Origin of the sequence: Pseudomonas sp. NFACC08-1 (assembly GCF_900106735.1) — a bacterium.
GTDB lineage: Bacteria > Pseudomonadota > Gammaproteobacteria > Pseudomonadales > Pseudomonadaceae > Aquipseudomonas > Aquipseudomonas fluorescens_Q.
In genome coordinates this window covers 206,102-228,677 of the sequence record NZ_FNNL01000001.1, presented here as the reverse complement: position 1 = coordinate 228,677, position 22,576 = coordinate 206,102, and the positions used below count along the sequence as shown (strand labels likewise).

Annotated in this window: 22 protein-coding genes; 11 read left to right on the top strand and 11 right to left on the bottom strand. The window is 60.8% G+C overall.

The annotated features are described in order from the left end of the window. The first annotated feature begins 269 nt into the window (after nucleotides 1-269). Complete coding sequence (locus tag BLU76_RS01070) at nucleotides 270-1,148, top strand: Tim44 domain-containing protein (RefSeq protein ID WP_092221189.1); 879 nt, start codon at nucleotides 270-272, stop codon at nucleotides 1,146-1,148. 140 nt (nucleotides 1,149-1,288) lie between these two features. Next, nucleotides 1,289-1,696, top strand: coding sequence for an SMI1/KNR4 family protein (locus BLU76_RS01065; RefSeq protein WP_030139083.1), 408 nt, complete (start codon nucleotides 1,289-1,291; stop codon nucleotides 1,694-1,696). Nucleotides 1,697-1,709: 13 nt separating this feature from the next. On the opposite strand, the gene BLU76_RS01060 is transcribed toward BLU76_RS01065, so the two are convergent. Next, the gene (locus tag BLU76_RS01060) at nucleotides 1,710-3,473 is read right to left on the bottom strand and encodes a cation:proton antiporter (protein ID WP_092147644.1); all 1,764 of its coding nucleotides are present in this window, start codon (nucleotides 3,471-3,473) and stop codon (nucleotides 1,710-1,712) included. 277 nt (nucleotides 3,474-3,750) lie between these two features. Between BLU76_RS01060 and BLU76_RS01055 the strand changes: the two genes are divergently transcribed. Further along, nucleotides 3,751-4,236: an acyl-CoA thioesterase gene (locus BLU76_RS01055; RefSeq protein ID WP_003206993.1), complete on the top strand. Its 486-nt coding sequence runs from the start codon at nucleotides 3,751-3,753 to the stop codon at nucleotides 4,234-4,236. A 101-nt stretch (nucleotides 4,237-4,337) separates the two neighbouring features. Here BLU76_RS01055 and pdxY read toward each other — a convergent pair whose 3' ends face one another. Further along, nucleotides 4,338-5,210, bottom strand: coding sequence for a pyridoxal kinase PdxY (gene pdxY, locus BLU76_RS01050; RefSeq protein WP_092221187.1), 873 nt, complete (start codon nucleotides 5,208-5,210; stop codon nucleotides 4,338-4,340). 119 nt (nucleotides 5,211-5,329) lie between these two features. On the opposite strand from pdxY, the gene BLU76_RS01045 reads away from it, so the two are divergent. After that, nucleotides 5,330-5,752: a DUF3301 domain-containing protein gene (locus BLU76_RS01045; RefSeq protein WP_092221185.1), complete on the top strand. Its 423-nt coding sequence runs from the start codon at nucleotides 5,330-5,332 to the stop codon at nucleotides 5,750-5,752. Nucleotides 5,753-5,764: 12 nt separating this feature from the next. Here BLU76_RS01045 and BLU76_RS01040 read toward each other — a convergent pair whose 3' ends face one another. Next, complete coding sequence (locus BLU76_RS01040) at nucleotides 5,765-6,730, bottom strand: CobW family GTP-binding protein (RefSeq protein ID WP_092221183.1); 966 nt, start codon at nucleotides 6,728-6,730, stop codon at nucleotides 5,765-5,767. A 27-nt stretch (nucleotides 6,731-6,757) separates the two neighbouring features. On the opposite strand from BLU76_RS01040, the gene BLU76_RS01035 reads away from it, so the two are divergent. Then, nucleotides 6,758-7,111 (top strand): hypothetical protein, encoded by a 354-nt coding sequence (locus BLU76_RS01035; protein WP_063323710.1) that lies wholly within the window; start codon nucleotides 6,758-6,760, stop codon nucleotides 7,109-7,111. On the opposite strand, the gene BLU76_RS01030 is transcribed toward BLU76_RS01035, so the two are convergent. Together BLU76_RS01030 and zigA are read right to left on the bottom strand one after the other, a co-directional pair. After that, the gene (locus BLU76_RS01030) at nucleotides 7,108-7,758 is read right to left on the bottom strand and encodes a DUF1826 domain-containing protein (protein WP_092221181.1); all 651 of its coding nucleotides are present in this window, start codon (nucleotides 7,756-7,758) and stop codon (nucleotides 7,108-7,110) included. The two genes, BLU76_RS01035 and BLU76_RS01030, sit on opposite strands and share 4 nt — an antisense overlap. Further along, nucleotides 7,758-8,966, bottom strand: coding sequence for a zinc metallochaperone GTPase ZigA (gene zigA / locus BLU76_RS01025; protein WP_092221177.1), 1,209 nt, complete (start codon nucleotides 8,964-8,966; stop codon nucleotides 7,758-7,760). Before zigA ends, BLU76_RS01030 begins: the two co-directional genes overlap by 1 nt. A 138-nt stretch (nucleotides 8,967-9,104) precedes the next feature. Here zigA and BLU76_RS01020 point away from each other — a divergent pair, with 138 nt between their 5' ends. From BLU76_RS01020 to BLU76_RS01000, 5 genes are all read left to right on the top strand, one after another. Further along, nucleotides 9,105-9,497, top strand: coding sequence for a glutamine synthetase (locus BLU76_RS01020; RefSeq protein ID WP_092221175.1), 393 nt, complete (start codon nucleotides 9,105-9,107; stop codon nucleotides 9,495-9,497). 116 nt (nucleotides 9,498-9,613) lie between these two features. Beyond that, nucleotides 9,614-10,510: a GTP cyclohydrolase FolE2 gene (gene folE2, locus BLU76_RS01015; RefSeq protein WP_092221174.1), complete on the top strand. Its 897-nt coding sequence runs from the start codon at nucleotides 9,614-9,616 to the stop codon at nucleotides 10,508-10,510. Then, on the top strand, nucleotides 10,507-11,175 hold the full coding sequence (locus BLU76_RS01010) for a metal ABC transporter ATP-binding protein (RefSeq protein ID WP_092221172.1): 669 nt from the start codon (nucleotides 10,507-10,509) through the stop codon (nucleotides 11,173-11,175). Before folE2 ends, BLU76_RS01010 begins: the two co-directional genes overlap by 4 nt. Beyond that, the gene (locus BLU76_RS01005; protein ID WP_003207012.1) at nucleotides 11,175-12,041 is read left to right on the top strand and encodes a metal ABC transporter permease; all 867 of its coding nucleotides are present in this window, start codon (nucleotides 11,175-11,177) and stop codon (nucleotides 12,039-12,041) included. The genes BLU76_RS01010 and BLU76_RS01005 overlap by 1 nt, the downstream gene beginning before the upstream one ends. 11 nt (nucleotides 12,042-12,052) lie before the next feature. Continuing rightward, nucleotides 12,053-12,928 carry a metal ABC transporter substrate-binding protein gene (locus BLU76_RS01000; RefSeq protein WP_092221170.1) on the top strand — a complete coding sequence of 292 codons (876 nt, stop codon included), beginning with the start codon at nucleotides 12,053-12,055 and terminating at the stop codon, nucleotides 12,926-12,928. 125 nt (nucleotides 12,929-13,053) lie between these two features. Here the strand turns inward: BLU76_RS01000 and BLU76_RS00995 are convergent, their stop codons facing one another. Continuing rightward, the gene (locus BLU76_RS00995) at nucleotides 13,054-13,575 is read right to left on the bottom strand and encodes a DUF3617 domain-containing protein (protein WP_092147614.1); all 522 of its coding nucleotides are present in this window, start codon (nucleotides 13,573-13,575) and stop codon (nucleotides 13,054-13,056) included. A 141-nt stretch (nucleotides 13,576-13,716) separates the two neighbouring features. Here BLU76_RS00995 and cls point away from each other — a divergent pair, with 141 nt between their 5' ends. Next, a complete protein-coding gene (cls, locus tag BLU76_RS00990) occupies nucleotides 13,717-15,156 on the top strand; it encodes a cardiolipin synthase (protein ID WP_092147611.1) in 1,440 nt (479 codons plus the stop codon). Here cls and cfaB read toward each other — a convergent pair. The 5 genes from cfaB to BLU76_RS00965 form a co-directional block, all read right to left on the bottom strand. Further along, nucleotides 15,153-16,340 carry a C17 cyclopropane fatty acid synthase CfaB gene (gene cfaB / locus BLU76_RS00985; protein ID WP_092147608.1) on the bottom strand — a complete coding sequence of 396 codons (1,188 nt, stop codon included), beginning with the start codon at nucleotides 16,338-16,340 and terminating at the stop codon, nucleotides 15,153-15,155. The two genes, cls and cfaB, sit on opposite strands and share 4 nt — an antisense overlap. Before the next feature lie 184 nt (nucleotides 16,341-16,524). After that, on the bottom strand, nucleotides 16,525-18,444 hold the full coding sequence (locus tag BLU76_RS00980) for a heavy metal translocating P-type ATPase (RefSeq protein WP_092147605.1): 1,920 nt from the start codon (nucleotides 18,442-18,444) through the stop codon (nucleotides 16,525-16,527). Next, complete coding sequence (gene hflK / locus BLU76_RS00975; RefSeq protein WP_092147602.1) at nucleotides 18,441-19,493, bottom strand: protease modulator HflK; 1,053 nt, start codon at nucleotides 19,491-19,493, stop codon at nucleotides 18,441-18,443. Before hflK ends, BLU76_RS00980 begins: the two co-directional genes overlap by 4 nt. Next, nucleotides 19,490-20,530 (bottom strand): protease modulator HflC, encoded by a 1,041-nt coding sequence (gene hflC / locus BLU76_RS00970; protein ID WP_092147599.1) that lies wholly within the window; start codon nucleotides 20,528-20,530, stop codon nucleotides 19,490-19,492. The genes hflK and hflC overlap by 4 nt, the downstream gene beginning before the upstream one ends. Further along, a complete protein-coding gene (locus BLU76_RS00965; protein ID WP_092221168.1) occupies nucleotides 20,527-22,488 on the bottom strand; it encodes a protease modulator HflK in 1,962 nt (653 codons plus the stop codon). The genes hflC and BLU76_RS00965 overlap by 4 nt, the downstream gene beginning before the upstream one ends. Between the last annotated feature and the right edge of the window lie 88 nt (nucleotides 22,489-22,576).

The following is a 22,576-nucleotide window of genomic DNA, read 5'->3' as shown; positions in this document are numbered from 1 at the left end:
CACGAGGCGGTGGCACATTCAACACAGGTGCGTCAGACCGATCGCTATCGCGGGCAAGCCTTGCTCCCACAAGTATTTCTCCCATCCCACATTAGTTTCCGACCGAACTTATTTACTTTTCCTACAGCCCAAATCGAACAAGCCCTCTTGCGCGGTTGAAGCTGAACCTAACCTGTCACGCAAAAGCCCGAAACACTCTGCCGCTAGCCAGCAACACTTCACCTGTGCAACATGGCCCGCGTGCTATCCACAAATGGGAATGCCTTTATATGAAACGTTTTCTTAGCATCGCCATGGCGCTGTGCATTGGCCTGACGATGGCCATCGACGCCAATGCCGCCAAGCGCTTTGGCGGTGGTAAAAGCTCGGGGGCAGCCCCGACTCACCAGACCAGCCAGATGGCGCCGTCCTCTGCCGCCGGCTCTACCGCTGCCACCGCAGGCGCTGCCGGTGCCGCGGGCGCTGCCACCAAGGCAAGCGGTGCTTCGCGCTGGCTCGGCCCCCTGGCCGGCATCGCCGCCGGTGGCCTGCTCGCCTCCATGTTCATGGGCGACGGCTTCCAGGGCATGCAGATCTTCGACATCCTGATCATGGCGGTCATCGCCTTCCTGGTCTTCCGCTTCATTGCCGCTCGTCGTCGCAAGCAGCAGGAGCAATTCGCTACAGCCGGCCATGCGCCGATGCAGCGTGAGGTGTTCAACCAGCAGCCTGCTGCCAGTGGTTCGATCTTCGGCGGTTCGGCAGCGCCTGCGGCCGCTCGTCCGGTCATCAATGCGCCGGCCTGGTTCAACGAGCAACGCTTCATCGAAGCCGCGCGCAACCACTTCATGGCCCTGCAGCAGCATTGGGACGCGAACGAAATGGACAAGATCTCCGAGTTCGTGACTCCGCAACTACTGGAGTTCCTCAAGCGCGAGCGGACCGAGCTGGGTGATGGCTTCCAGTCCACCTACATCGACAATCTGCACGTGCAGCTGGACGGCGTCGACGATCGCGCCGACAAGACCATCGCCACCCTGACCTTCAGCGGTGTGTCGAAGGATTCTCGCTTCGACAAGGGCGAAGCGTTCAGCGAAAGCTGGAACATGGAACGTGCCCAGGGCGATGACCAGCCTTGGCTGGTGGCCGGTATCCGCCAGAACGGTTGAACCTTTGCCCGTTTTGCATGTTGAAATAAAAGAACCCCGGCTCAGGCCGGGGTTTTCTATTTCGCGGTTGCATCTATAGCGAGCTACTGTATAAACCGCTCCATATAAAACCGCGCCATCGAGAAAGAGGATCCCCGGACGTGGAAGAAATCATCGAACAATTGCGTGAAGCCAACGAGCCCGTACCGGTCCCGCTGGAGTTGCCCGACGAAGACTTGCTGGTAGAGATCGAAGAGCAGCTGTTCATCGATATTCCATTCGTCTTCAGGGAGTTTTTGCTGACCGTCAGCGATGTCGTCTATGGCAGCCTGGAGCCGGTGACCGTCACCGATCCACAATCCCACACCTACCTGCCGGATGTGGCCGCCAATGCCTGGGATGCCGGTGTCGACCGCAGCCTGATCCCGATATGCCAGGACGGCGACGATTACTATTGCGTCGAAGAAGACGGCACTGTGGTGCTGTGGCAGGCCGACGAAGAGCTGATCGCCGAAGAAACCTGGGAATCGGTCTGGCACTGGGCGCGGGACGTCTGGCTGGAAAGCTGAGCCCCATGGCCGGTCAATGCCCGGACGACTCCTTGTGGTTGTCCAGGGTTTCAAGCAAGGCCACCTGCATCCGCGTATGCAGGCGGATGAACCAGCGCCAGAGCAGTGCCGCCACGGCAGTCGCCACCACGGCGATCAGTACGAGCAACTTGTTGGTCGGCAAAATGCTGGCCGACAAGGCTGCCAACAGCAGGAAAATCACCAGCAACGAGAGAATCGGGATCACTTCGGCGATCACCCGACGCACGCGCTGGGTGTGGCGGCCAGCCATCTCCGTCTTCACGCCCATCTCCGCCAGCAGCATCGATAGCGCCTTGAGCTTGCGATAGGCGGCGATCAGGAACGGTAGCGACACCAGCAATGCCCCGCCCCAGATCAATGCCTTGTGCCAGCTCGGGTCGCTGATCCACGCTTGCAGGTAAGCCGATATTCGCTCGGCGAAATAGCCGCTCGAGACAAAAATCGCGATGACCAGCGCCAGGTTGACTCCAACCTGCAGCAAAATCCGCCTGATCATCGACGCCATCATCGCTCCTTCGCCGTGGGGCTGGATGCTGCGCAGCCATTCGCCATACATCCCCAGCACACGCGTCAACCGTTGCGGCATGACCGTCGCCAACTTGACGGACAGCGGGTCGGCGGCCCGGATCAGGTACGGCGTCAGCAGTGTGGTCAACACCGAGACGGCGACCGCAACCGGATAGAGGAAATCGCTGGTGACCTGCAGGGTCATCCCCAGCGACGCGATGATGAAGGAGAATTCGCCGATCTGCGAAAGGCCCATCCCAACGCGCAGCGAGGTGCGTCCGTCGTTGCCGGCGATAAAGGCACCGAGGCCGCAGGACAACATCTTGCCGAGCACCACTGCACCCGTGATCACCGCAATCGGCCAGGCGTATTGCAGCAAGATCGCCGGGTCGAGCATCAGCCCGATGGCGACGAAGAAGATCGCGCTGAACAGATCGCGCACCGGCTCCACCAGCCGCTCGATTTTCAGCAGTTGCCGGGACTCAGCCATGATCGCACCGATCAGGAACGCCCCGAGCACCATGCTGTATTCCAGCTTCACCACCAGCAGGCAGAAGCCGAAACACAGGCCCAGCACGGTAATCAGCAACATTTCGTTGCTGTCGAACTTCGCCACGTAGGCCAGCACCCTCGGCACCAGCAGAATGCCGATGACCAACGCGACGATCATGAACAACGACAACTTGCCAACGGTGGAAAACACCTCGCCGGAACTCACGGTGCCGCTGACGGCAATGCTCGACAGCAAGGCGATGATGCCAATGCCCAGGATGTCCTCGACGATCAACACCCCGAAAATCAGCTGCGCGAAGCGCTCGTTCTTCATTTTCAGGTCGTTGAGGGCCTTGACGATGATGGTGGTGGAGGAAATGGCCAGGATCGCGCCGAGGAACAGCGAGTCCATGGTGCTCCACTCGAACCAGCGGCCGATTTCATAACCGATCCAGATCATCAGCACGATTTCGAGGAACGCCGCGATGAAGGCGGTGGCCCCGACCTTGAACAGTTTGCGCAGACTGAACTCCAGGCCCAGGCAAAACATCAGGAAGATCACCCCGAGCTCGGCCAGGGTCTTGATCGTGTCTGCGTCGTGGATAAAACCGAACGGCGGCGTATGCGGGCCGATGATGAAGCCGGCCACGATGTAGCCCAGTACCACCGGTTGCTTGAAACGATGAAAGAGTACGGTCACCAGTCCCGCAGCCATCATGATGATCGCCAAGTCTTGAATGAAACTGATGGCATGCATGTCGAGGCTCCCTGTTCAAATGACGCACTGCAGAGCTGGAGAAATCCGGTTCCCCTGTAGGAATTGCCCTCACAACGGGCTTTTGAAGGGTAACACCGCGACTTCCGACAAAAAGACAGTGCAATATATGGAAACAGATCCATCGGTGCGTGACGGCAACCACAAGCGCAGCGTCCCGATATCGGTGGTTTTTAAAACCTGGTGACCTGTTGCAGGCCACCCACCAGCACCCGCAGAGGTGCACTCCCGAATTGCTGCCTTGAACCGTGAGTACGTTATGGAACCCGGAAACGCCCAGCTGTCGATGACGGTGTTGATGACCCCCGATATGGCCAACTTCTCTGGCAATGTCCATGGCGGCACCTTGCTCAAATACCTCGACGAAGTCGCTTACGCCTGCGCCAGCCGCTATGCCGGGCGCTACGTGGTGACCCTGTCGGTTGACCAGGTCATCTTTCGTGAGCCGATTCATGTCGGCGAACTGGTGACCTTCCTGGCGTCGGTGAACTACACCGGCAACACGTCTATGGAAGTGGGCATCAAAGTCGTGACCGAAAATATTCGCGAACGCTCGGTGCGCCACACCAACAGTTGCTTCTTCACCATGGTTGCGGTGGATGACCTGCGTAAACCCGCAGCCGTGCCGCCCTTGCAGCCGCAAAACAGCGAAGAAAAACGCCGCTACGAACAAGCCCAGCAACGCCGGCAGATTCGCCAGGAGCTGGAAAAGCGTTATCAGGACATCAAGGCAGACGGGCCTTAACCGACATGTGGGAGCTTGCTCGCGATGGCGATGTCACGGCCAACCTCTATGTTGATGCCCTCATCGCGAGCAAGCTCGCTCCCACAAGGGGCTTGCATTGATCAGAGACTGATTGGCACAGCCTCGAACCGCACCCGTGGATGGGCGATCCGGTCCTGGGCACGGACCAGTTCCAGCTCATAGCTGGTGCAGGCCTGGGTTTCCAGCAGCACTTCATGCACCGCCGCCGCGGTGAATTCGAGTGCCGCCACCAGGCTGTCCCCCAATAATATCCGCGCCAGGAACAACCCCGAGGTCAGGTCACCCACACCCACCGGCTGGCGCGGGAAAGCCAGCAGCGGACGGCGCAGGTGCCAATTGCCATCGGCGGTCACCAACAGCATCTCGAAGCTGTTATCCGGCTTGCCAGGGTAGGCCAGGTGCTTGACCAGCACCGCCTTCGGCCCACGGGCCAGCAACGCCCGGGCCATGGCCAGGCAGTCGAGCAAAGACTGCGCCTTGCGTCCCGAAAAACTGTCCAGCTCCAGTTGGTTCGGGCACATGAGGTCCGCCACGGCAGCGGCTTCTTCCAGGAGAAATTCACTCACCTCGGGCGCCACGATACAGCCCTTCTCTGGATGCCCCATAACCGGGTCACACAGGTACAGCGCCTTCGGATTGGCGGCCTTGATCCGCGCCACGCCCGTCAGAATCGCCCGCCCCTGAGCCGCGCTGCCCAGGTAACCGGACAACACCGCATCGCAATGCCCCAGCTCACCGATAGCGGCAATGCCTTCTACCAATGCCGGTATCTGCTCCGGCGCCAGCACCTCACCGGTCCATTGGCCGTACTGGGTGTGATTGGAAAACTGCACGGTATTGAGCGGCCAGACGTTCACGCCGACCCGCTGCATCGGAAACACCGCGGCGCTATTGCCAGCGTGACCGAACACCACGTGGGACTGAATGGCAAGCAGATGAGGCGTACGTTTCATGCGGGAAGTTTCCGTAAAACGATTGAAATTCAAGCCGCGCAGTATGCGACTAAACGCAGCCTGTACGACAGACCGGCGAGGCAGTTAAGCTGACAGCAACTTGTTGGAGCACTTCGTTCATGCTGACCCTTGGAAACATTTTCGTGCTGATGCTGCTGGCTACCGGCGGCGCCTGGCTGTGGCACAACCATGGCTTGCGCGAACGGGCGTTGGCGAGGGTCATGCAGCATTGCACCAACCTCAAGATCGAACTGCTGGACGGCAACGTGGCGCTGAAAAAAATCGGCTTCATGAAGGACGCCAATGGTCGGCGACGCCTGGCTCGCGTCTACACCTTCGAGTTCACCGTCACCGGAGAAAGCCGCCATTCGGGCACCATCACCCAATTTGGTGCCCACAGCGCACACATAGAGCTGGCACCCTACCCGATGCCCTTTGAAGAAACACCGCCAGCGCCCATCGAACCGGTCCAGACCAGGCCCAGGGCTGAAGTTATCGAATTGAGCCAGTGGCGCCAGGAACACAACAAGTGGAAGCCTTGAAACAGCGTTGACTCAGCGACACCGACAGTTCGCCAGCTCGGCCTGCAGGCGATCGACGTCTTGCACCTGATCGAAAATCAGCTCGATCCGAGAATCCTGGCGCCACTCGCTGGTTTGCCAACCCAACACCGCCCCTTCCAGCGCATTGGCTGAAATCCAACCGTCGACGCTGTGGATAACCATTTTCGCCCGTTTCCAGTCTTGGCCTTGTAGCCATCGCGTCAATGCCGCTGCGTCGAATTGCTGGCTGGGATGCCAGCGCCAACCAATACTCCAACCACCGTCCTGCTGCTGATACAAGCAGATCGGCAGCGTCGGGTCGGACCAAATGGCCGGCATCTGGCCCAAGCGCTTTGGTAGATTCAAGTTATCCACAGCCCCACTGCCCCGAGCCGCAAGGCCTGGCAATCGATCGATCGGCAACGCAGCCTGTTGCGTCCAGTACAACGCACGCCCTGGCAGCTGCGCCGTCAGCCATTCACGATCGGCTTGTGTGAGGGACTCGGACTTGTTCAGCACCAGCAGTCCGGCAGCCGTCAGGGTTTGTTGCTGCGCGTCGGGCAAAGGCTTGCCGTCCGCCATCGCCCGGGCATCCAGCACCAGCACACAGGGTTGCACCGCGAGCACACCGAGCCATGGCGCTTCACTCAGTTGTCGCATCAACTGTGCCGGATGCCCCAGGCCCGAGGGTTCGATGAATAGCCGATCCGGCCGGGCCTTGCGCAGCAAACGCCCAAGACCGATCTGAAACGGCGCACCGTTGACACAGCACAAGCAGCCGCCGGCCACTTCGCCCAGTGCGATACCATCGCCAGCCTGGGTCAGCAACGCGGCATCCAGGCCGATCTGGCCAAACTCATTGATCAGCACCGCCCAGCGCTCATTGGCCGGGCGCTGCGCCAGCAGATGCCTGATCAGGCTGGTCTTGCCGGCGCCCAAGGGACCGGCGATGACATGGGTGGGAATGTGCTGCAACATAATCGACGACTTTCGATGGAGGTGAATATGCGAATGATCGGCTGGTTGTTACTGGCACTGACTTCCAACCAGGCACTGGCCCAGGCCTGTGTGGTGCACAGTCAGGCGGAACGGCTGGATGTGAAGGTCTGCCAGCAGAACCGCAACATCCCGCAGAAGCTGTTTGCCGATGGTTTCTGCCAGCCAAACCTTGCCGGCCAGAAAGTCGAGGTGCAATACGTCGATCAATGCCCTGGCGGCGCGTTCGGCATCTGCAGCAACGCCCAGGTCGCCAATATGCCTTACCGCCAGGATATTCACTATTACGGCGTGGCGACCGATGCCGCGTACCTGCAGCCATTTTGCGAAGGGCAAAGCCAAGGCACCTGGCTCAAGCCTTAAGCCAGCCAATCCAGCGTTAGAATCAATCGACGCTCTCCCGGCGCCGGCTCCGGTGATCGATGAATCAGGCCAAGGCCTTCGTTACCGCGCCATTTTTCGCCTTTAAGCAAACCCACATCACCGCAACGAAACTGCTGGATCACGCGTGGGTCACTGGGCTCAGCCTCAGGCTCGGCAAGTCGTCGACGGTCCATGACACCTTCCTCGAGCCACTGGCTGCCGACACCCGCATAGGTGGTCAGCAGCCGCACCGGTACGTGGTCAACGTGGAAGCGTGGGCACATCGCCTTGTCCAACGTGCGCAGGCGCAGGCCGACACGTTGGGCACCCAATAGGCAGGCAAATGCACTGACGAGCCAGGAGACATCGGCGATAAAGCCTTCATAGCCTTGCAGGTCGCTGAAACCTGCAGCCAGGCCCTGCAACGCCGGCTGCGAGTCTTCCTCCGGCAACTCAAGCACGCGTGATTCGGCCAAGGACTGGTCCATCGCCAACACCATGACCGCAAAATCGCTGATGTGCGCAGGAAGCTGACGCTGCCAGACCGCCAGGTTGGTGCCGTCGTCCAGGATCTGCGTGAATACCCCTGGCGTATCACCTTGGACCTGTCGTGCCTGCGTAGCCTTTTTCAGACTGGGCGCCAGCATCACGCCGCGACCTCGTCATGCCACGGGCCGAACGGATCCGGCAACAGCCGCCAGTTTTCGACCCCGAGGGCCATTTCCGCATCGGTGAGCAGGCAAGCGTCCAGTTCAGCGGCGAGTTGGCCAAAATCAATGTCCTGACCAATGAAGACCAGCTCCTGACGGCAATCGCCTGTGGCGGCCAGCCAGTTCTTCATGATCACCGCTGTGCTCTCTTCATCCTGCGGCCATTGGTTTTTCGGCACGAACCGCCACCAACGCCCGGCGAAGCCATGTCGCATCAAGCCGCCAGCCTGGGACCAGCTGCCCGCTTCTTCAGGTTTGCTGGCCAGCCAGAAGAACCCCTTGGAGCGCAGGAGTTTACCATTGGGCCACGGACGGTCGATAAAATTGAAGAACCGCTCGGGATGAAATGGCCGGCGTGCTCGGTAGGCGGTCGAGGCGATGCCATATTCCTCGGTTTCTGGCACGTGCTCGCCACGCAGTTCCTGTAGCCAGCCAGGTGCCTGGGCGGCGCGTTCGAAGTCGAACAGGCCTGTGTCGAGGATTCTGCCCAATGGCACCTGCCCCATGACTATCGGAATGATCTGCGCCTGGGCGTTGAGACGCTGCAGAATCGCAGTCAACTCTTCCCGCTCATGCTGACTGATCAGGTCGATCTTGCTGATCAGAATCACGTCGGCGAACTCGATTTGTTCGATCAGCAGGTCTGTGATTGAGCGCTCATCCTCCTCACCCAGGGTTTCGCCCCGTGACGCCAGGCTTTCGGCAGCCTGGTAATCCAACAGGAAATTCACCCCATCGACCACCGTCACCAGGGTGTCGAGTCGCGCCACATCGGCCAGGCTTCGGCCTTCTTCATCACGAAACGTGAAGGTTTCCGCCACTGGCAACGGTTCGGAAATACCGGTGGATTCGATCAGCAGGTAATCGAAACGCCCTTCCCTGGCGAGTTGCCCGACTTCTTTGAGCAAGTCCTCGCGCAACGTGCAGCAGATGCAGCCGTTGCTCATTTCCACCAGTTTTTCTTCGGAACGACTCAGGGTGACATCTCGCTGGACTTCGCTGCCATCGATGTTGATCTCGCTCATATCGTTGACGATCACCGCAACTCGTAGATTGTCGCGATTACGCAAAACGTGGTTGAGCAGTGTGCTTTTACCGGCACCGAGGAATCCGGAAAGCACGGTTACGGGAAGACGATTGGGCATCAGGTATATCCTCATCGGGCGGCCGCTTCGACTACGGCTCGTTTCCAGGTCTGACCAGGTTCAGGGGTCGCGCTTATGTTATAGTATAACAACACAATTCAACCACCCCGCCGTCCCGCATTGGTTGGAGATCATTCCATGCGCAGTCATCTGAAATTCGTATTGGCAAGCCCGTTGTTGCTGTGGATGTTAAGCGCTTCGGCACAAACCCCGCTCCTGGCGAACTGCACCCGCAGTGCGAATCTGCTGGCGTGCGTGGACATTCAGGGCAATGCCTACAGCGTCGCAACGGCGGGAAGCACCATTTATTTGCGGGGATTTGAAGCCGCCAGTCGTCGTTATTGGGCGCAAACAAACAGCCGTTACGGTCAGCTCACCTTCTTTACTGGTTTGGCATCGGATGGAGAAAGTTGGGTCGGATACAGCCGGCGTGTGGGCTGGACGACGCTCAATCGTTTCTCGAGCTCTGGTGGTAGTGCGGGTGCATTTGTATGCGGACGTATGAACGGCTGCCAGGATTCATCGCGCTGATGTTTCACGTGGAACGTGAACGTTTGGGGAAATGAAAATCCCTTCATGGAAAAGGCTTTTTTAAATTAGACGTTATACTATAACATCTAATTTTGAACCTTCGATGGACCTTGACCATGAACGCGTTAACCCTGCCCGACATCGCTGCGCAGGCTTCACGTCAAGCCCTACCCCTTGATTGGGTGGGTATGTGTGGCATCGCAACACCGGTGTTGATTGACGGCCAGCGGCTGAGCGCAATGGCCGACGCAGGTGTCAGCCTTGACGACGGTGAGGCGCGCGGCATTCACATGTCACGCTTATACCTGGCGCTGGAACTGCTCGAAGAGACTGCGCTTTCGCCAGCGTTATTGCGCCGAATCCTTCAGCAATTTCTCGACAGCCACGAAGGCTTGTCCCACGCGGCGTCGCTCAGTGTGCATACCGATCTGCTGCTCAAGCGTCCGGCACTCATCAGCCCGCTGATGGGTTGGAAACGTTACCCCGTGAGCATCGAAGCCCACTTGAAAAACGCAATGTTCCACGTGGAACTGAATATCCAGATTCCCTATTCCTCCACCTGCCCTTGTTCGGCCGCACTTGCCCGGCAATTGATCCAACAGCAATTCGTCGACGACTTCGCTAACAAGAAGCTTGAACACGCCGAGATCCTGGCCTGGCTAGGTTCATCGAACGGCATTGTTGCCACCCCTCATAGCCAACGCAGTACGGCGTTCCTGAGTTTGCGCCTGAACGCCGATGCAGACGATTTGCCGCTGCAGTCTTTCATCAACGAAGCCGAAGCAGCCCTCGGCACCGCTGTGCAAACCGCCGTCAAGCGCGCCGATGAACAGGCCTTCGCCCTGGCCAACGGCCAAAACCTGATGTTCTGCGAAGACGCCGCGCGGCGATTAAGCATCGCCCTGAGCCGGTCACCCGACATTGTTGCGCTGAATGTACGCGTCGTTCACGCCGAAAGCCTGCACGCCCATGACGCCGTGGCGCAAAGCCGCTGGACCCGGGAGGCATCATGATCAACTGCCAAGCGCTGCGCTGGGGCGCCCCCGGACAACCTCTCACACCGCCGCTCACGATACAGCGACCGGCAGGCAGTCTTACCGCCATCATCGGAGCCAACGGCTCGGGCAAAAGCAGCCTGTTGAAAGTGCTCGCGGGGATGCAAAAACCGCTCTCCGGCAAAGTCACCTTGGATGTTCCACGCCGTGGTGGAGTTTCGTTCATGCCGCAGCAGCAACATCTGGATCGGCAATTTCCCATCAGTTTGCAAGCGTTGGTGGCGGCCGGTTCCTGGGGTAATCGACACACGCCAGCGAAGCGAAGGCAATTGCTCCAGACCGTGCTGGCCGACTGGGCGCTGTCCGGACTCGAACATCGTCCGCTAATGGCGCTGTCTGGAGGCGAGTTGCAACGCGCCCTGCTCGCTCGCCTCAGCCTGGCCGAAGCGCCACTGCTATTGCTCGACGAACCCCACGCCGCCCTCGACGAACAGGGCCAGGCGCTGCTGTGGAAACACCTTCATCACTGGCATGCCCAGGGCCGAACCGTCGTGGTGGTGTGCCATGACCTGGCAGCGGTCCGCCAACATATCCCCCATACGCTGCTGATCAGCAACACCGGCTGCGTGCTGGGCCGCAGCGTCGACTTGATCGCTCAACAACCCCACACGTGGGTGGCCTGATGCTTGCGGCCACACATCTCTGGCAACCGTTTCAAGAGTTTGTCTTCATGCGCCGGGCCTTGCTTGGCGGCCTGGTGCTGGCATGCAGCACGGCGCCGTTGGGTGTGTTCCTGATTCTTCGACGCATGAGCTTGATTGGTGATGCCGTAGCGCACGGCATTCTGCCTGGCGCCGCCCTGGGTTTCTGGTTCGCCGGGCTGAGCCTGCCAGCCTTGACCATCGGCGGCCTGGGCGCGGGCCTGAGCATGGCCGGGCTCGCCGCCTGGATTACCCGGCGTACCGGCCTAAGGGAAGACGCCAGCCTCGCGGCGATTTATCCCATTTCCCTGGCGGCCGGCGTGTTAATCCTCGGCATGGCCGGTAAACGCCTGGACTTGCTTCACTTGCTGTTCGGCTCGGCATTGGCGGTAGATGGCCCGACACTCACCGGCATGCTGTGGGTTTCTGGAGCCAGCCTGTTGGCGATGGCGTTGATTTATCGACCGTTGCTGCTCGATACGCTGGACCCACTGTTCCTGCAAACCGTCAGTCGTCTCGGCCCGTTGGCCCATGGCGTGTTCCTGACCCTGGTGGTGTTGAACCTGGTGATCGGCTTCCAGGCCATCGGTGCGCTGATGGTGGTAGGCCTTATGATGCTGCCGGCCGCCGCGTCGAGATTCTGGAGCCGTCGCCTGCCACTGCTGATGCTGATCGCGGCGCTGCTCGGTTGCCTCTCGGTGTGGCTTGGCCTGTTGTTGTCCTTCTACTACTCACTGCCCAGCGGGCCGTCCATCGTACTGGTGGCGGGCGCGTTATATCTGCTGTCGGTGGTATTCGGGCCGGTGCACGGTTTGCTGCGCCGCCCGCCTTTGCTCACATCCCAATGAGGTGTTTCCCGATGCGCGTTCTGCTCGTGCTATTCAGTCTGATGCTGTCCATGTCCCTGTCCGCCGCCGAAAAGCTTCAGGTGGTGACGAGCTTCAGCATCCTCGCCGACATGACCCGACAGGTCGGCGGCGAGCATATCAACATCACCAACATGGTCGGGCCGGACGCTGATGCACACACCTACGAACCCACGCCAGACGACGCCAAGGCATTGCTCAAGGCAAAACTGATCATCAAGAACGGACTGGGCTTCGAGCCATGGTTGGATCGCCTGGTGACCAGCACTGAAACCACAGCCCCGGTGATCAGCGCCAGTCGCGGCGTCATCCCGCGCTCACTGGATGAGGATGGCGAGACCATCCCCGACCCGCACGCGTGGCACAACCTGGCGAATGCCGAGTTGTATGTCAGCAACATCACCAAGGCATTGGAAGCAGCCGACCCGGCCAACAAGGCCGACTACGAACGCAACAGCCAGGCGTACCTGAAGAAAATCTACGCCCTGCTCGCCGAAGCCAAGGCCAAGCTCGGTGCATTGCCTGCCGGCAATCGCAAGATCGTGACCTCCCACGACGCATTCGGTTACCTGGGCCAGGCCTATGGCATCGAGTTCATGGCGCCCCAGGGTTTATCCACAGAGCGTGAACCGTCGGCGGCAGAAGTCGCGGCACTGATTACCCAGATCCGTCAGGCGAAGGTCAAAGCGGTGTTCATGGAAAACATCAAGGACGCACGCCTGCTCAAGCAGATCGCCGACGAGAGCGGCGCGCACATCGGTGGTACGCTGTACTCCGATGCACTCGCGACCAGTGGACCGGCCAGCACCTTTACTGGTCTTTTCGAATACAACCTCAATACGTTGTATGAGGCGCTGAGTCGGCCTTGAGAGCATTCGTGGGAGCAAGGCTTTGCCGCGATGAACGGTGACGCGCTTGGCGACTCACCGAAATTGCCTGCATCGCGAGCAAGCTTGGCTCCCACGGGCTCACCAAACGATCCCTTTAAATAGCTTCAAGCCCTCGGCTTGACCGTCCCGCAATCCTGCCCCAGCCACACTGCACGCGTGTCGAGGCTACCGTTCTGCTGGATGCCGGTGGCATTGAACGTGCCGTTGACCTTGGTGGTGAATTCACGATCGCTCTGGAACGTCGCGACGCCGTTCCCCTGGGCTTTCGGGCAACTGAAGCGAAACTTCCACTGATTGCCGGTACGCTCGGTGATCTGCTGCTTGCAACCCGATTGCGGGTCTTGCAGCGGAATGTCATTGGTTTGCACCTGCGCCGGGGTCAGGCAGACGCGGATGCCTTTACCGCCCATGGTAATGCCCTGCTTTTCCAGCATCGCCCGTTGCTCCGGAGTCATCTGGTTCTGCACCTGGCCCAGGATCAGTTGCAAGTCCGGAAGGTTCTGGTTATCGACCTTCATGTTACTGGTAGTCAGCTCCCATAACCCCGGCTGGAGCATCTGCGCCTGAGCCGCCATCGGAACCGACAACCCCATCACCAAGGCCACACCCAGCAGACGAACATTCATTGCATAAACTCCAGAGGACAAGTGGCCGTTAGACGCCGCCCTCAGCCTTCGGTTCAGGCCCGGGACGAGTGAATTAAATAGCGACATTCGCCATGGAACATGGTCTGTTAAGCATTGAAACTTCCGGAGCAAGAATGCCCCATGGATTATTTCGGCCCGCATGTTTTCGGTTACCTGATCGCGCTGCTCCACACCCTGGGCTTCATTGCCGCCGTCCACGCCGTATTGACGGTGCGCACGGCCCAAGGCTCGATTGCCTGGGCCCTGTCGCTGCTGTTTATTCCCTACCTGACGTTGATCCCTTACCTGGTTTTCGGGCGCAGCACTTTTGATGGCTACATCAAGGCGCGCCGACAAGCCAACGAAGAGATGCGCAAGGCGATCTCCGAGCTGAACTGGCGGCCGTGGGTTGAAGAGGCTTTGACCGCCCGTGCCTCCCAGGCCTACGATTCGTTACGGGCCATGCCCAAGCTGGGGCGCACACCGTGCCTGGCGAACAATCAGGTGCGTTTGCTCGTCAATGGGCAGGCCACGTTCGAGGCAATCTTCCAGGCCATCGATAACGCGCGGCAGGCCGTGCTGATTCAATTTTTCATCATCCACGACGACCACCTCGGCCTGCGCCTGCAGACACTGCTTCTGAAAAAAGCCGCCGAAGGCGTGGCGGTGTATCTGCTTTATGACCGCATTGGCAGCCACTCCCTGCCCCACCGCTACGTCCAGGCGTTGCGCGACGGTGGCGTCCACGTGAAAGCCTTCGCCACCCGCAGCGGCTGGCTCAATCGGTTCCAGGTCAACTTTCGCAACCACCGCAAGATCGTGGCGGTGGATGGCGTTCTAGGCTTCGTTGGCGGGCACAACGTGGGCGATGAATACATGGGCGAAAAGCCGCCCCTGGCGCCTTGGCGCGACACCCATGTCGAAGTCTGCGGCCCGGTGGTGGGGAGTATGCAAGAGTCGTTTGCCGAGGACTGGTTCTGGGCGGCCCGTTCGCTGCCACCGCTGATCCTGCCAGACACCTACCCGGACGACGGAGTGCTCTGCCAGTTGCTGACCAGCGGCCCGGCCGATGCCTACGAAACCTGTTCGCTGTTTTTCGTCGAGGCTATCCATGCGGCCAGCGAGCGAGTCTGGATCACAACGCCTTACTTCATCCCCGACGAAGCGGTGTTCGCGGCCTTGCGCCTGGCGGTGCTGCGTGGGGTGGACGTGCGCATCCTGCTACCCTCGCGGCCAGACCACAAGATCGTCTACGCCGCGTCCAGCCTGTATGCGTTTGAGGCGGTTCGGGCCGGTGTACGGATGTTCCGTTACGCGCCGGGCTTCCTGCATCAGAAAGTGGTGCTGATCGACCGTGAAATCAGCGCCATCGGCAGTGCGAACCTGGACAACCGTTCGTTCCGCTTGAATTTCGAAGTCATGCTGCTCACGGTGGATATTCCGTTCGCCACCGAGGTCGAGCAGATGCTTGAGCAGGACTTCGCCCAAGCCGTGGAAATCGACAAACAGGAAAGCCGGGAGACCCACCGCCTGCAAAAGATCGGCATGCGGATCGCCCGGCTTATTTCCCCGATTCTCTAAGGGGTGTAGATGTCGTCGCGGGTCCAGGGCAACTCATGGCTACCGTCGGCGTGGGCCTTCACCGCCAGGATCTGGTGCAGATTGATCCAACCCTTGGCGAATGCGTAGGCGCAGCCGGCCAGGTACAGACGCCAGATCCGCAACGCCTGTTCCGGCACTTCCTTCGCGGCGGCCTCGAGATTGTCCTCCAGGCGTTCACTCCAATGATCGAGGGTGCGCGCGTAATGCAGGCGCAGGCTTTCCACGTCGACGATCTCCAGCCCCGCTTCGCTGATCTCGGCAGAGATCATCGACAGGTGCGGCAACTCGCCGTTGGGGAATACATACTTCTCGATGAATTCACCGGCACCACGACCGACCGGACGACCGTCGGTGTGCTTGGCGGTGATGCCATGGTTCATCACCAACCCACCCTCACGCACCGCGCCGAACAGCGTTTTGCAGTACTGCTCGAGGTTAGCGTGGCCAACATGCTCGAACATACCGACGCTGACCACTTTGTCGAAACGACCGTCCTGAGGCAGGTCGCGGTAATCCAGCAATTGCAACTCGACCGAATCCTCCAGGCCTTCTGCCTTGACCCGCTCCCGCGCCAGTGCCAGCTGCGCCTTGCTCAGGGTAATCCCGAAGACTTTGGCACCGAACTCGCGTGCCGCGTAACGGGCCAGGCCGCCCCACCCACAACCGACATCCAGCAGGTAGTCACCCGGCTGTAATCGCAGCTTGCGGCACAAGTGGCGGAATTTGGCTTGCTGGGCCTGTTCGAGGCTTTCACTGCCCGTCTCGAAATAGGCACAGGAATAGGCCATGTCACTGTCGAGCCATAGCTGATAGAACGCGTTGGAAAGATCGTAGTGATAGGAGATCGCCTTGGCGTCGGTTTCCTTGTCGTGGAGCGATCGCACCGGCGGATTGTCGACGTCATCCTCGACCAAGGCCTGGCTCAATTCATCGCAGACACGAATGACTTCGTGAATCGAACCTTCGAGCTCCAGTTTGCCTTCGACGAATGCCGCTCCTAGCGCATCCAGGCTCGGATGGGTGAATTGCGCGACCATTTGTGGGTCCTTGACCACGATCGTGACACTGGGGTCGTCGCCCAGTGAAAACTCATGGCCATCCCAGAGCCGCAACCGAAGCGGTAGATGTAGATTCTGTAAGGCCGGTGGAAGTTGCGCGAGCATGAATAATCCCCCCTTGTTTCAGACGTCTGAAATGAGGGTAGACCATCATAGAAAAATAGCAGGCTATCGAATTTATAGCCTTTCTCTATCACTGTCCCAAATTCACTCCTTGTGCCGGGTAACGCCAGTATGGGTACGCCCTCTCCAACAGAGACTGCAAGGGTGACGCACAGTTCGCCAAGGGTTATCCAACGGCTCCCTTCGCTTGGATTTTCAGGAGCGGCTCCTGGAATCGCAGCAATCGCCCCGCATTACCTAACACTAGCAGGGTACTGAGATTATGCAGCAGCGCGGCGATCATCGCCCCCGCCGCACCGAGCCAGCCGAAGGCGGCAAAGGCGACGATTGCCAGTGTCCAGCCCAAGCCAATGATCACGTTGACCTGCAACGTGCGCCTGCATTGGCGGCTCAATCGCACGCAGGTGCCGAGGCGGCGCAAGTCGCTGCCGATCAGCACGATGTCTGCCGACGCCAGTGCGATGTCTGCACCGCCTGCGCCCATTGCGACACCCACCACTCCGGCCTTGAGCGCCAGGGAATCGTTGATGCCATCGCCCACCACCATGGGGCGGAACCCATGGTCGATTTCGGCCATGACCCGTTTGAGTTTGTCTTCAGGGAGGGCCTGGGCTTGCAGGTCGCCGATGCCGACATCCCGGGCCAGGGTCGTGGCCACGCTCTGGCGGTCGCCGGTCAGTAGCAACTGACGTCCCAGGCCCAGCTCGCGCAGCTCGGCCATGGCAACCCGCGCCTCCGGCTTGACGCTGTCGGCCAGCAACAGCCAGGCGAGGAATTGCCCGTCCAGGGCCAGGCCGGCAATCGGGCCGTCATGCTCCGGGACCGCTGACGTTTGAATGCCCAGTTGTGCAAACAACTCCGGTCGCCCCAGCGCCGCTTCGCCCTGGGCGGTCATCGCGACCACCCCCAACCCCTGGCGCTCATGAATGTCCGTCAGCGCCAGGCAGTCTTCCTGTTCCGCCAGCCCTGCCAACGCCCGACTGACCGGATGACTGCTGGCCGAACCGAGGCTGGCAGCCAAAGACAACAGCAGCGATGAGGGAGCATCCTGGACATGTTCGATAGATTGCAGGCGCAGGACGCCGTAGGTCAAAGTACCGGTCTTATCGACAACCAACGACGTCAGGTCCGCCAGTTCTTCCAGGAAGGCCGAGCTGCGGATCAGGATCCCGTGGCGCGCCGCCACCGCGATCCCGGCAATGGCGGTGGCCGGCGCCGAAAGCACCAACGCACAAGGACAGGCGGCGACCAATACCGCCAGCATCGCCTGGGCATCGTTGGTCACGAACCAGGTCACCGCCGCCAGCAGCAACACCAGCACCAGGTAACTGCCGGCGTAGCGTTCCAGCAAGCGAGTGATGGGCGGCTTGGAGCGTTCGGCGTTTTGCATCAGGGCGATGACTTTGCCCAGGGTTGATTCTTCGCCGGTCCGGGTCACTTCCAGGCGCAGCAGGCCATCCAGATTGATCGCGCCACCAAAGACTTCTGTGCCGACCACAGCCTCCAACGGCACCGACTCACCCGTGATGGGTGCGGTGTCGAGGCTGGCCTGGCCGGATAACACCCGACCATCGGCCGGCACTCGATCGCCAGCGCGCACCTCCACGACATCGCCGGGCTGGAGTGTCGCGTTGTCGACGTCGATGATCGAACCGTCGGCCTGCACCTTGCGACCTTGGCTGCGGGTCAGTTGGCCAAGGGCATGGATCGCCTCCTGAGAGCCAATGACGCTGCGCTCTTCCAGCACATGCCCGAAGATCATGATGATCGGCAACAACGCCGCCGTCAGCAGGTCGCCCGTGGCCCAGGCACCGAGCATCGCCAGGGCGATGAGTTGGTCGGTAATCCCGTGCAGGCTTGGGTAACGCAAGCTGTACCAGGCCGAACGCATCACCGGCACCGCCACCAATAGCGAGGCGAACCCCAATAGCAGTTGGCTGACACCGCTCTGCTCTGGCGACCAGCCGCGCCATACCAGCCCCAATGCGAGCAAGCCGAGGGCAAGCATCGCCAAGGTCAGTTGCCTGGCGGCGATGCGTTGTTCCGTCGAGGACAACATTGGTGCGGCGCTGGTTTGGGCGGTCATTGTCCGGCTCCCTGGATGATCAGACGGGCATCGTCTTTCGGGTCGATCGTCGTCACTGAACCGGCCTGGCGAAGGATGGCAGGCATGCGTTCGCGATACAGGCGCAGCAGCATTTGCGGATCGCTGCCTTGGGTCTTCGCCAAGCCCAGCACCGTGGCCGTGTCGGCCGAAGCCTTGGCGAGTCGTTCGCTGGCCTGGGCGTGGGCAACTTGCACGGCACGGTCGGCGTCTTGGCGAGCGGACTGGGAGAGCTTTTCGGCTTCTGTGCGCGCGTTGGCCACGGCTTTATCGGCCTGCTGGCCGGCCGTCAGCACCGCGTTGAAGGCACTCACCGCCGGCCCCGGCAAACTCGATTGCACATCGACCCGCACCACTTCGATGCCCAACCCCTGCCCCGTCGCCGCCAGGTCAGCCAGGCGCCGGTTAAGCCCCTGCACCAGATCGCCACGCAAGCGTTCGCGGCGTTCGGCCGCCTGGTTGTCGCTGCCCATCAGTTCGGGGCGAGCCACCAGAATGGTGTCCAAGTCCCGGGCTGCGGTCAGGGCCACGGCACTGCGGGTCGCCAATCGGTCCAGTGCCGGCAGGACATGTTCACCTTGCAAGACGAAGGCGTAAGGGTCGGTGACTTTGTAGAACACCCGCACATCGAGTTGCACCACGCCGGCATCACCGGTCAATAAATAACCAGAGCCGGCCAAAGCATCGCTAACCGGCGTGGCGAAACTGGCCACACGATCAGCCTGCAGGGCCGCATCCGAGCGCAGCAGATTCTCCACCCGCCGCTCAAGCACCCGATCCGCAGCGGGCAGCAAGACGACTTGTTCCACAGGACGAGGCCACGCCAACAAAAGACCGGCATTCTGGATGCGATCCAAGGCGCCAAAGTGCAGCACCACCGCGCGATTCTGCGGATCAATCTGCCGCACGTTGGAAAAGAGCCAGGCCAACGCCGCCAACACCGTGACGGCGTAAAGCGCAAGAAATGCCAGGCGTCCGGCCTGGATCCACGGGCTGGATAACTCGTTTGTTCCACGTGGAACCAAACTCATGGTTGTGTTCCACCTTTGCCGTCCACGGAAACCGGACCGTCCACCAGGACACGGAATGGTGCCGCATCGGTGCGCAAAATCAGCTTCGTCCCTGGGCTGACAATGGTGCCCAAGGTGTCCAACGAACGGAGCAGATTGTAGAGCTGCGGGGAGCCGGCGTATGCCCGACCATAGATCTCAGCGGCTTCTACTCGCGACTGCGCTTCGATATCCGCGGCTTTCACCGTGGCATCGGCTTGCAAGACTCGCGCATCACGTTCTGCGGCGGAGCGAATCTGCGCCGCTTCGCGCTTGCCGACGGCGGTGCGTTCGGTGGCGATGGTTTCACGCTCGGCGCGCATGCGATCCACCGTCGCCGTCAGCGTCACCGAGGGCAAGGTCAGGCGCTCAACGCCGACTTGCAATACGCGCACGCCATAAGTGGTGAGCAACTGCTGATCAATCTGCTGACGCAGTTGAGCTTCGAAATCGGCGATGCGCACCTGGCTGGCATCGGTGTTAACCAGGTTCGCCAGGTCAAAACTGGCGGCGGTGGTTTCCAGCGCCGAGCCGACGAAGGTGCGGATCTGCCGTGCGGCTTCGTCCGGTTGGTTCTGCACCGCGCGCATGAAACGCTGCACGTTTTCCGGGTCACCCTGCACCTGCCACGCCACGTAGGCCTGGACGATGATCCGCAGCCCATCACGAGTGCCGACATCCTGTAAACCGCTGGACGTAGTGCGCAACCGCAGGTCCACCGGAATCGCCGCCTCGAACGGTGCCGGCCAGCGCCAACCCAAGCCAGGTTGCAGCAGCACCCGCGCCGGATTGCCGAAACGGGTGATGACCGTGGCCTCCCCCGAGCGCACCTGCACCAGGCTTGCGGCCGCGACGGCAAACGCCACCAGCAACGCTGCCCAACCCATGCGCCGCCACGGGAACGGACCGGCCTGCTGCGGATCGCCATGATGGTGGTGATGATGACCATGTTGGTGACCGGCATGGCCGTGATCGTGACCAGCGTGGTCGTGGTGATCGTGTGAAGAGGACTGGCTCAATGGGCAGCTCCTGGCGGGACAGGGTTACGCGGCGACGCAGGGTCTGCCGGCAGCGTGAAGGTACGCAAGTCGATGGTCGGCGCATTGCCGCTGCCGCCCAGGCGATGATCGAGAATCAGCAACCGGGCATTGGCGAGGCCCTGGCTGAGTTGGCCCAGGTAATGCTCCAGCACAAAAGCGTGTCCCGCGGTGGCGTAGGCTTTGCGGTCGGCACTGAAACGCAGGTCGGCGGCCTGGGCGGTTGCGTTGATTTCCCGGGCGGTGGCCGTGGCCTGGTCATGGGCGACGCTGGCTTGCAACTGTGCCTGGTTGGTCTGTTCGGCCGCCGCGCCGCGCTCTCGGGCGATCAATGCCTGCGCGCCGATCTGCGCCGCCTGCACGCCGTGGTAGGCATTGGCCGCACCAGCCGGTGGATGAATCGCCTCCACAACGGTCGCCAGGATTTCCACACCGCTATCGAGCGATTGCAAATCAGCCTGGACGGCGCGACCGATTTCATCGGCGAGGCTGACACGGTCAGCACCCAGCAAACCATCCAGCGTGCGCGATGCAAACTCATGCACCAGGATGCGGCTGGCGGTGCTGCGGATCAGCGTCGGCACATCGGCGCTGTTGTAGGTCGCCGCCAAGGCCGCGGCGTCCGTCAGGCCGATGCGGTAGACAAAGCGCACGTCCATGTTGACGATCTGGAAGCTCTGCTGGTCGGCACGACGACTGGCAATGACCTGGGACTTGTCATTCACATGGCTGGCGTCCCACAACCGATTGGCGATTGCCGGCGCCGGTCCCTCCGCCGGTTCAGCCTCGACCATTGCTCGATTCTCCGCGACGCTGGTCGCCAGTTCATGCACAACGCCATTCTCGACGTTGAGCACCCTGCCCCACGGCCAAGGCAACGCGACATGCAAGCCCGGGCCGAACACCTCTACCGGTTTGCCAAAGCGCTCATAGATGCCACGCCCCTGCAGCGGCACTTCGTGCACGCCAGTCAACAACCAGCCCACCAGCACCACCAGCGCCACCACCGGCAAAAAAGCCCGGCGCATGTAGCTGAAGGCCCAGATCTGGCGCAAGTCGATGCCAAAACGGTTGTGCAGTTCATGTTGCAAGGCCAGCAACGGTTGCGGCGGCCAGCGCAGCAGATCGGCGATCACACTGCGGCCCAAGAGCGTCGGTTCCAGGGCGTCCCGGCGCGGAATGAATAACGACAGCACAGCCCGCAGCAAAAACTCGGCCGCCACCACGCCCGGCAACAGCCCCATCAGCACGGCCAGGCGCAGCGGCCAGATGGACGTTTCTGCGACGAACAACAAACACAAAGCGCCGAGCACCAGCACGATGATCGCCACCCGCGTCAGTTGCGCCAGCGGCGGCGCTTCCGGCCACTCACCGGGAGATTGCTGGGCCAATTGCCGCTCGAACACTAATAGCCCGAATGCCAACAACAACGACAACACCGCCCCCACACTGGCGGGGACACCGAGGGCGGCAGCCGGCAGTTGCAAATTCCAGGCTTGCTCCAGGCCCAGCAATACCAGCACTGACCAACCGGCCAGCCACAACGCAGGCGCACCGATCTGTTTCAGCAGACCGACCCCGCGTGCGCCAATTCGCTCCAGCAGCCGCTCATACCAACCCAGGTTATCAACCGGTTCGTTTTCCACAGGCAGGTTATCCACGGCTGGCAGCAGCGCCCTGCTACGCCATTGCGTCACCCACCAGGCCGATTGTAAACCCGCTACCAACACCAAGAGTCCCGCACCTTGGCTGACCAGCAGAACCGGCCACAGCGATTGCGGCGAAAACACCCCGATAAAAAATGCCAGTACCAGCCCCAAACCCGCCACGCTTCCCAGGGCGAAGGCGATCTGCTTCAAGCGGCGCCCTTGGAACGACGCTTGCTGAAAACGCGGCCATTCGGCCACCTGTGCCCCTTCGACATCAAGATCGACTTGCATACCACCCCAACACTCGTGGCGATCAAAATCCGGCCCGTGGACAAATGCCACTGAGACTGCGTTATATACCGTTACCTTATAACGATTC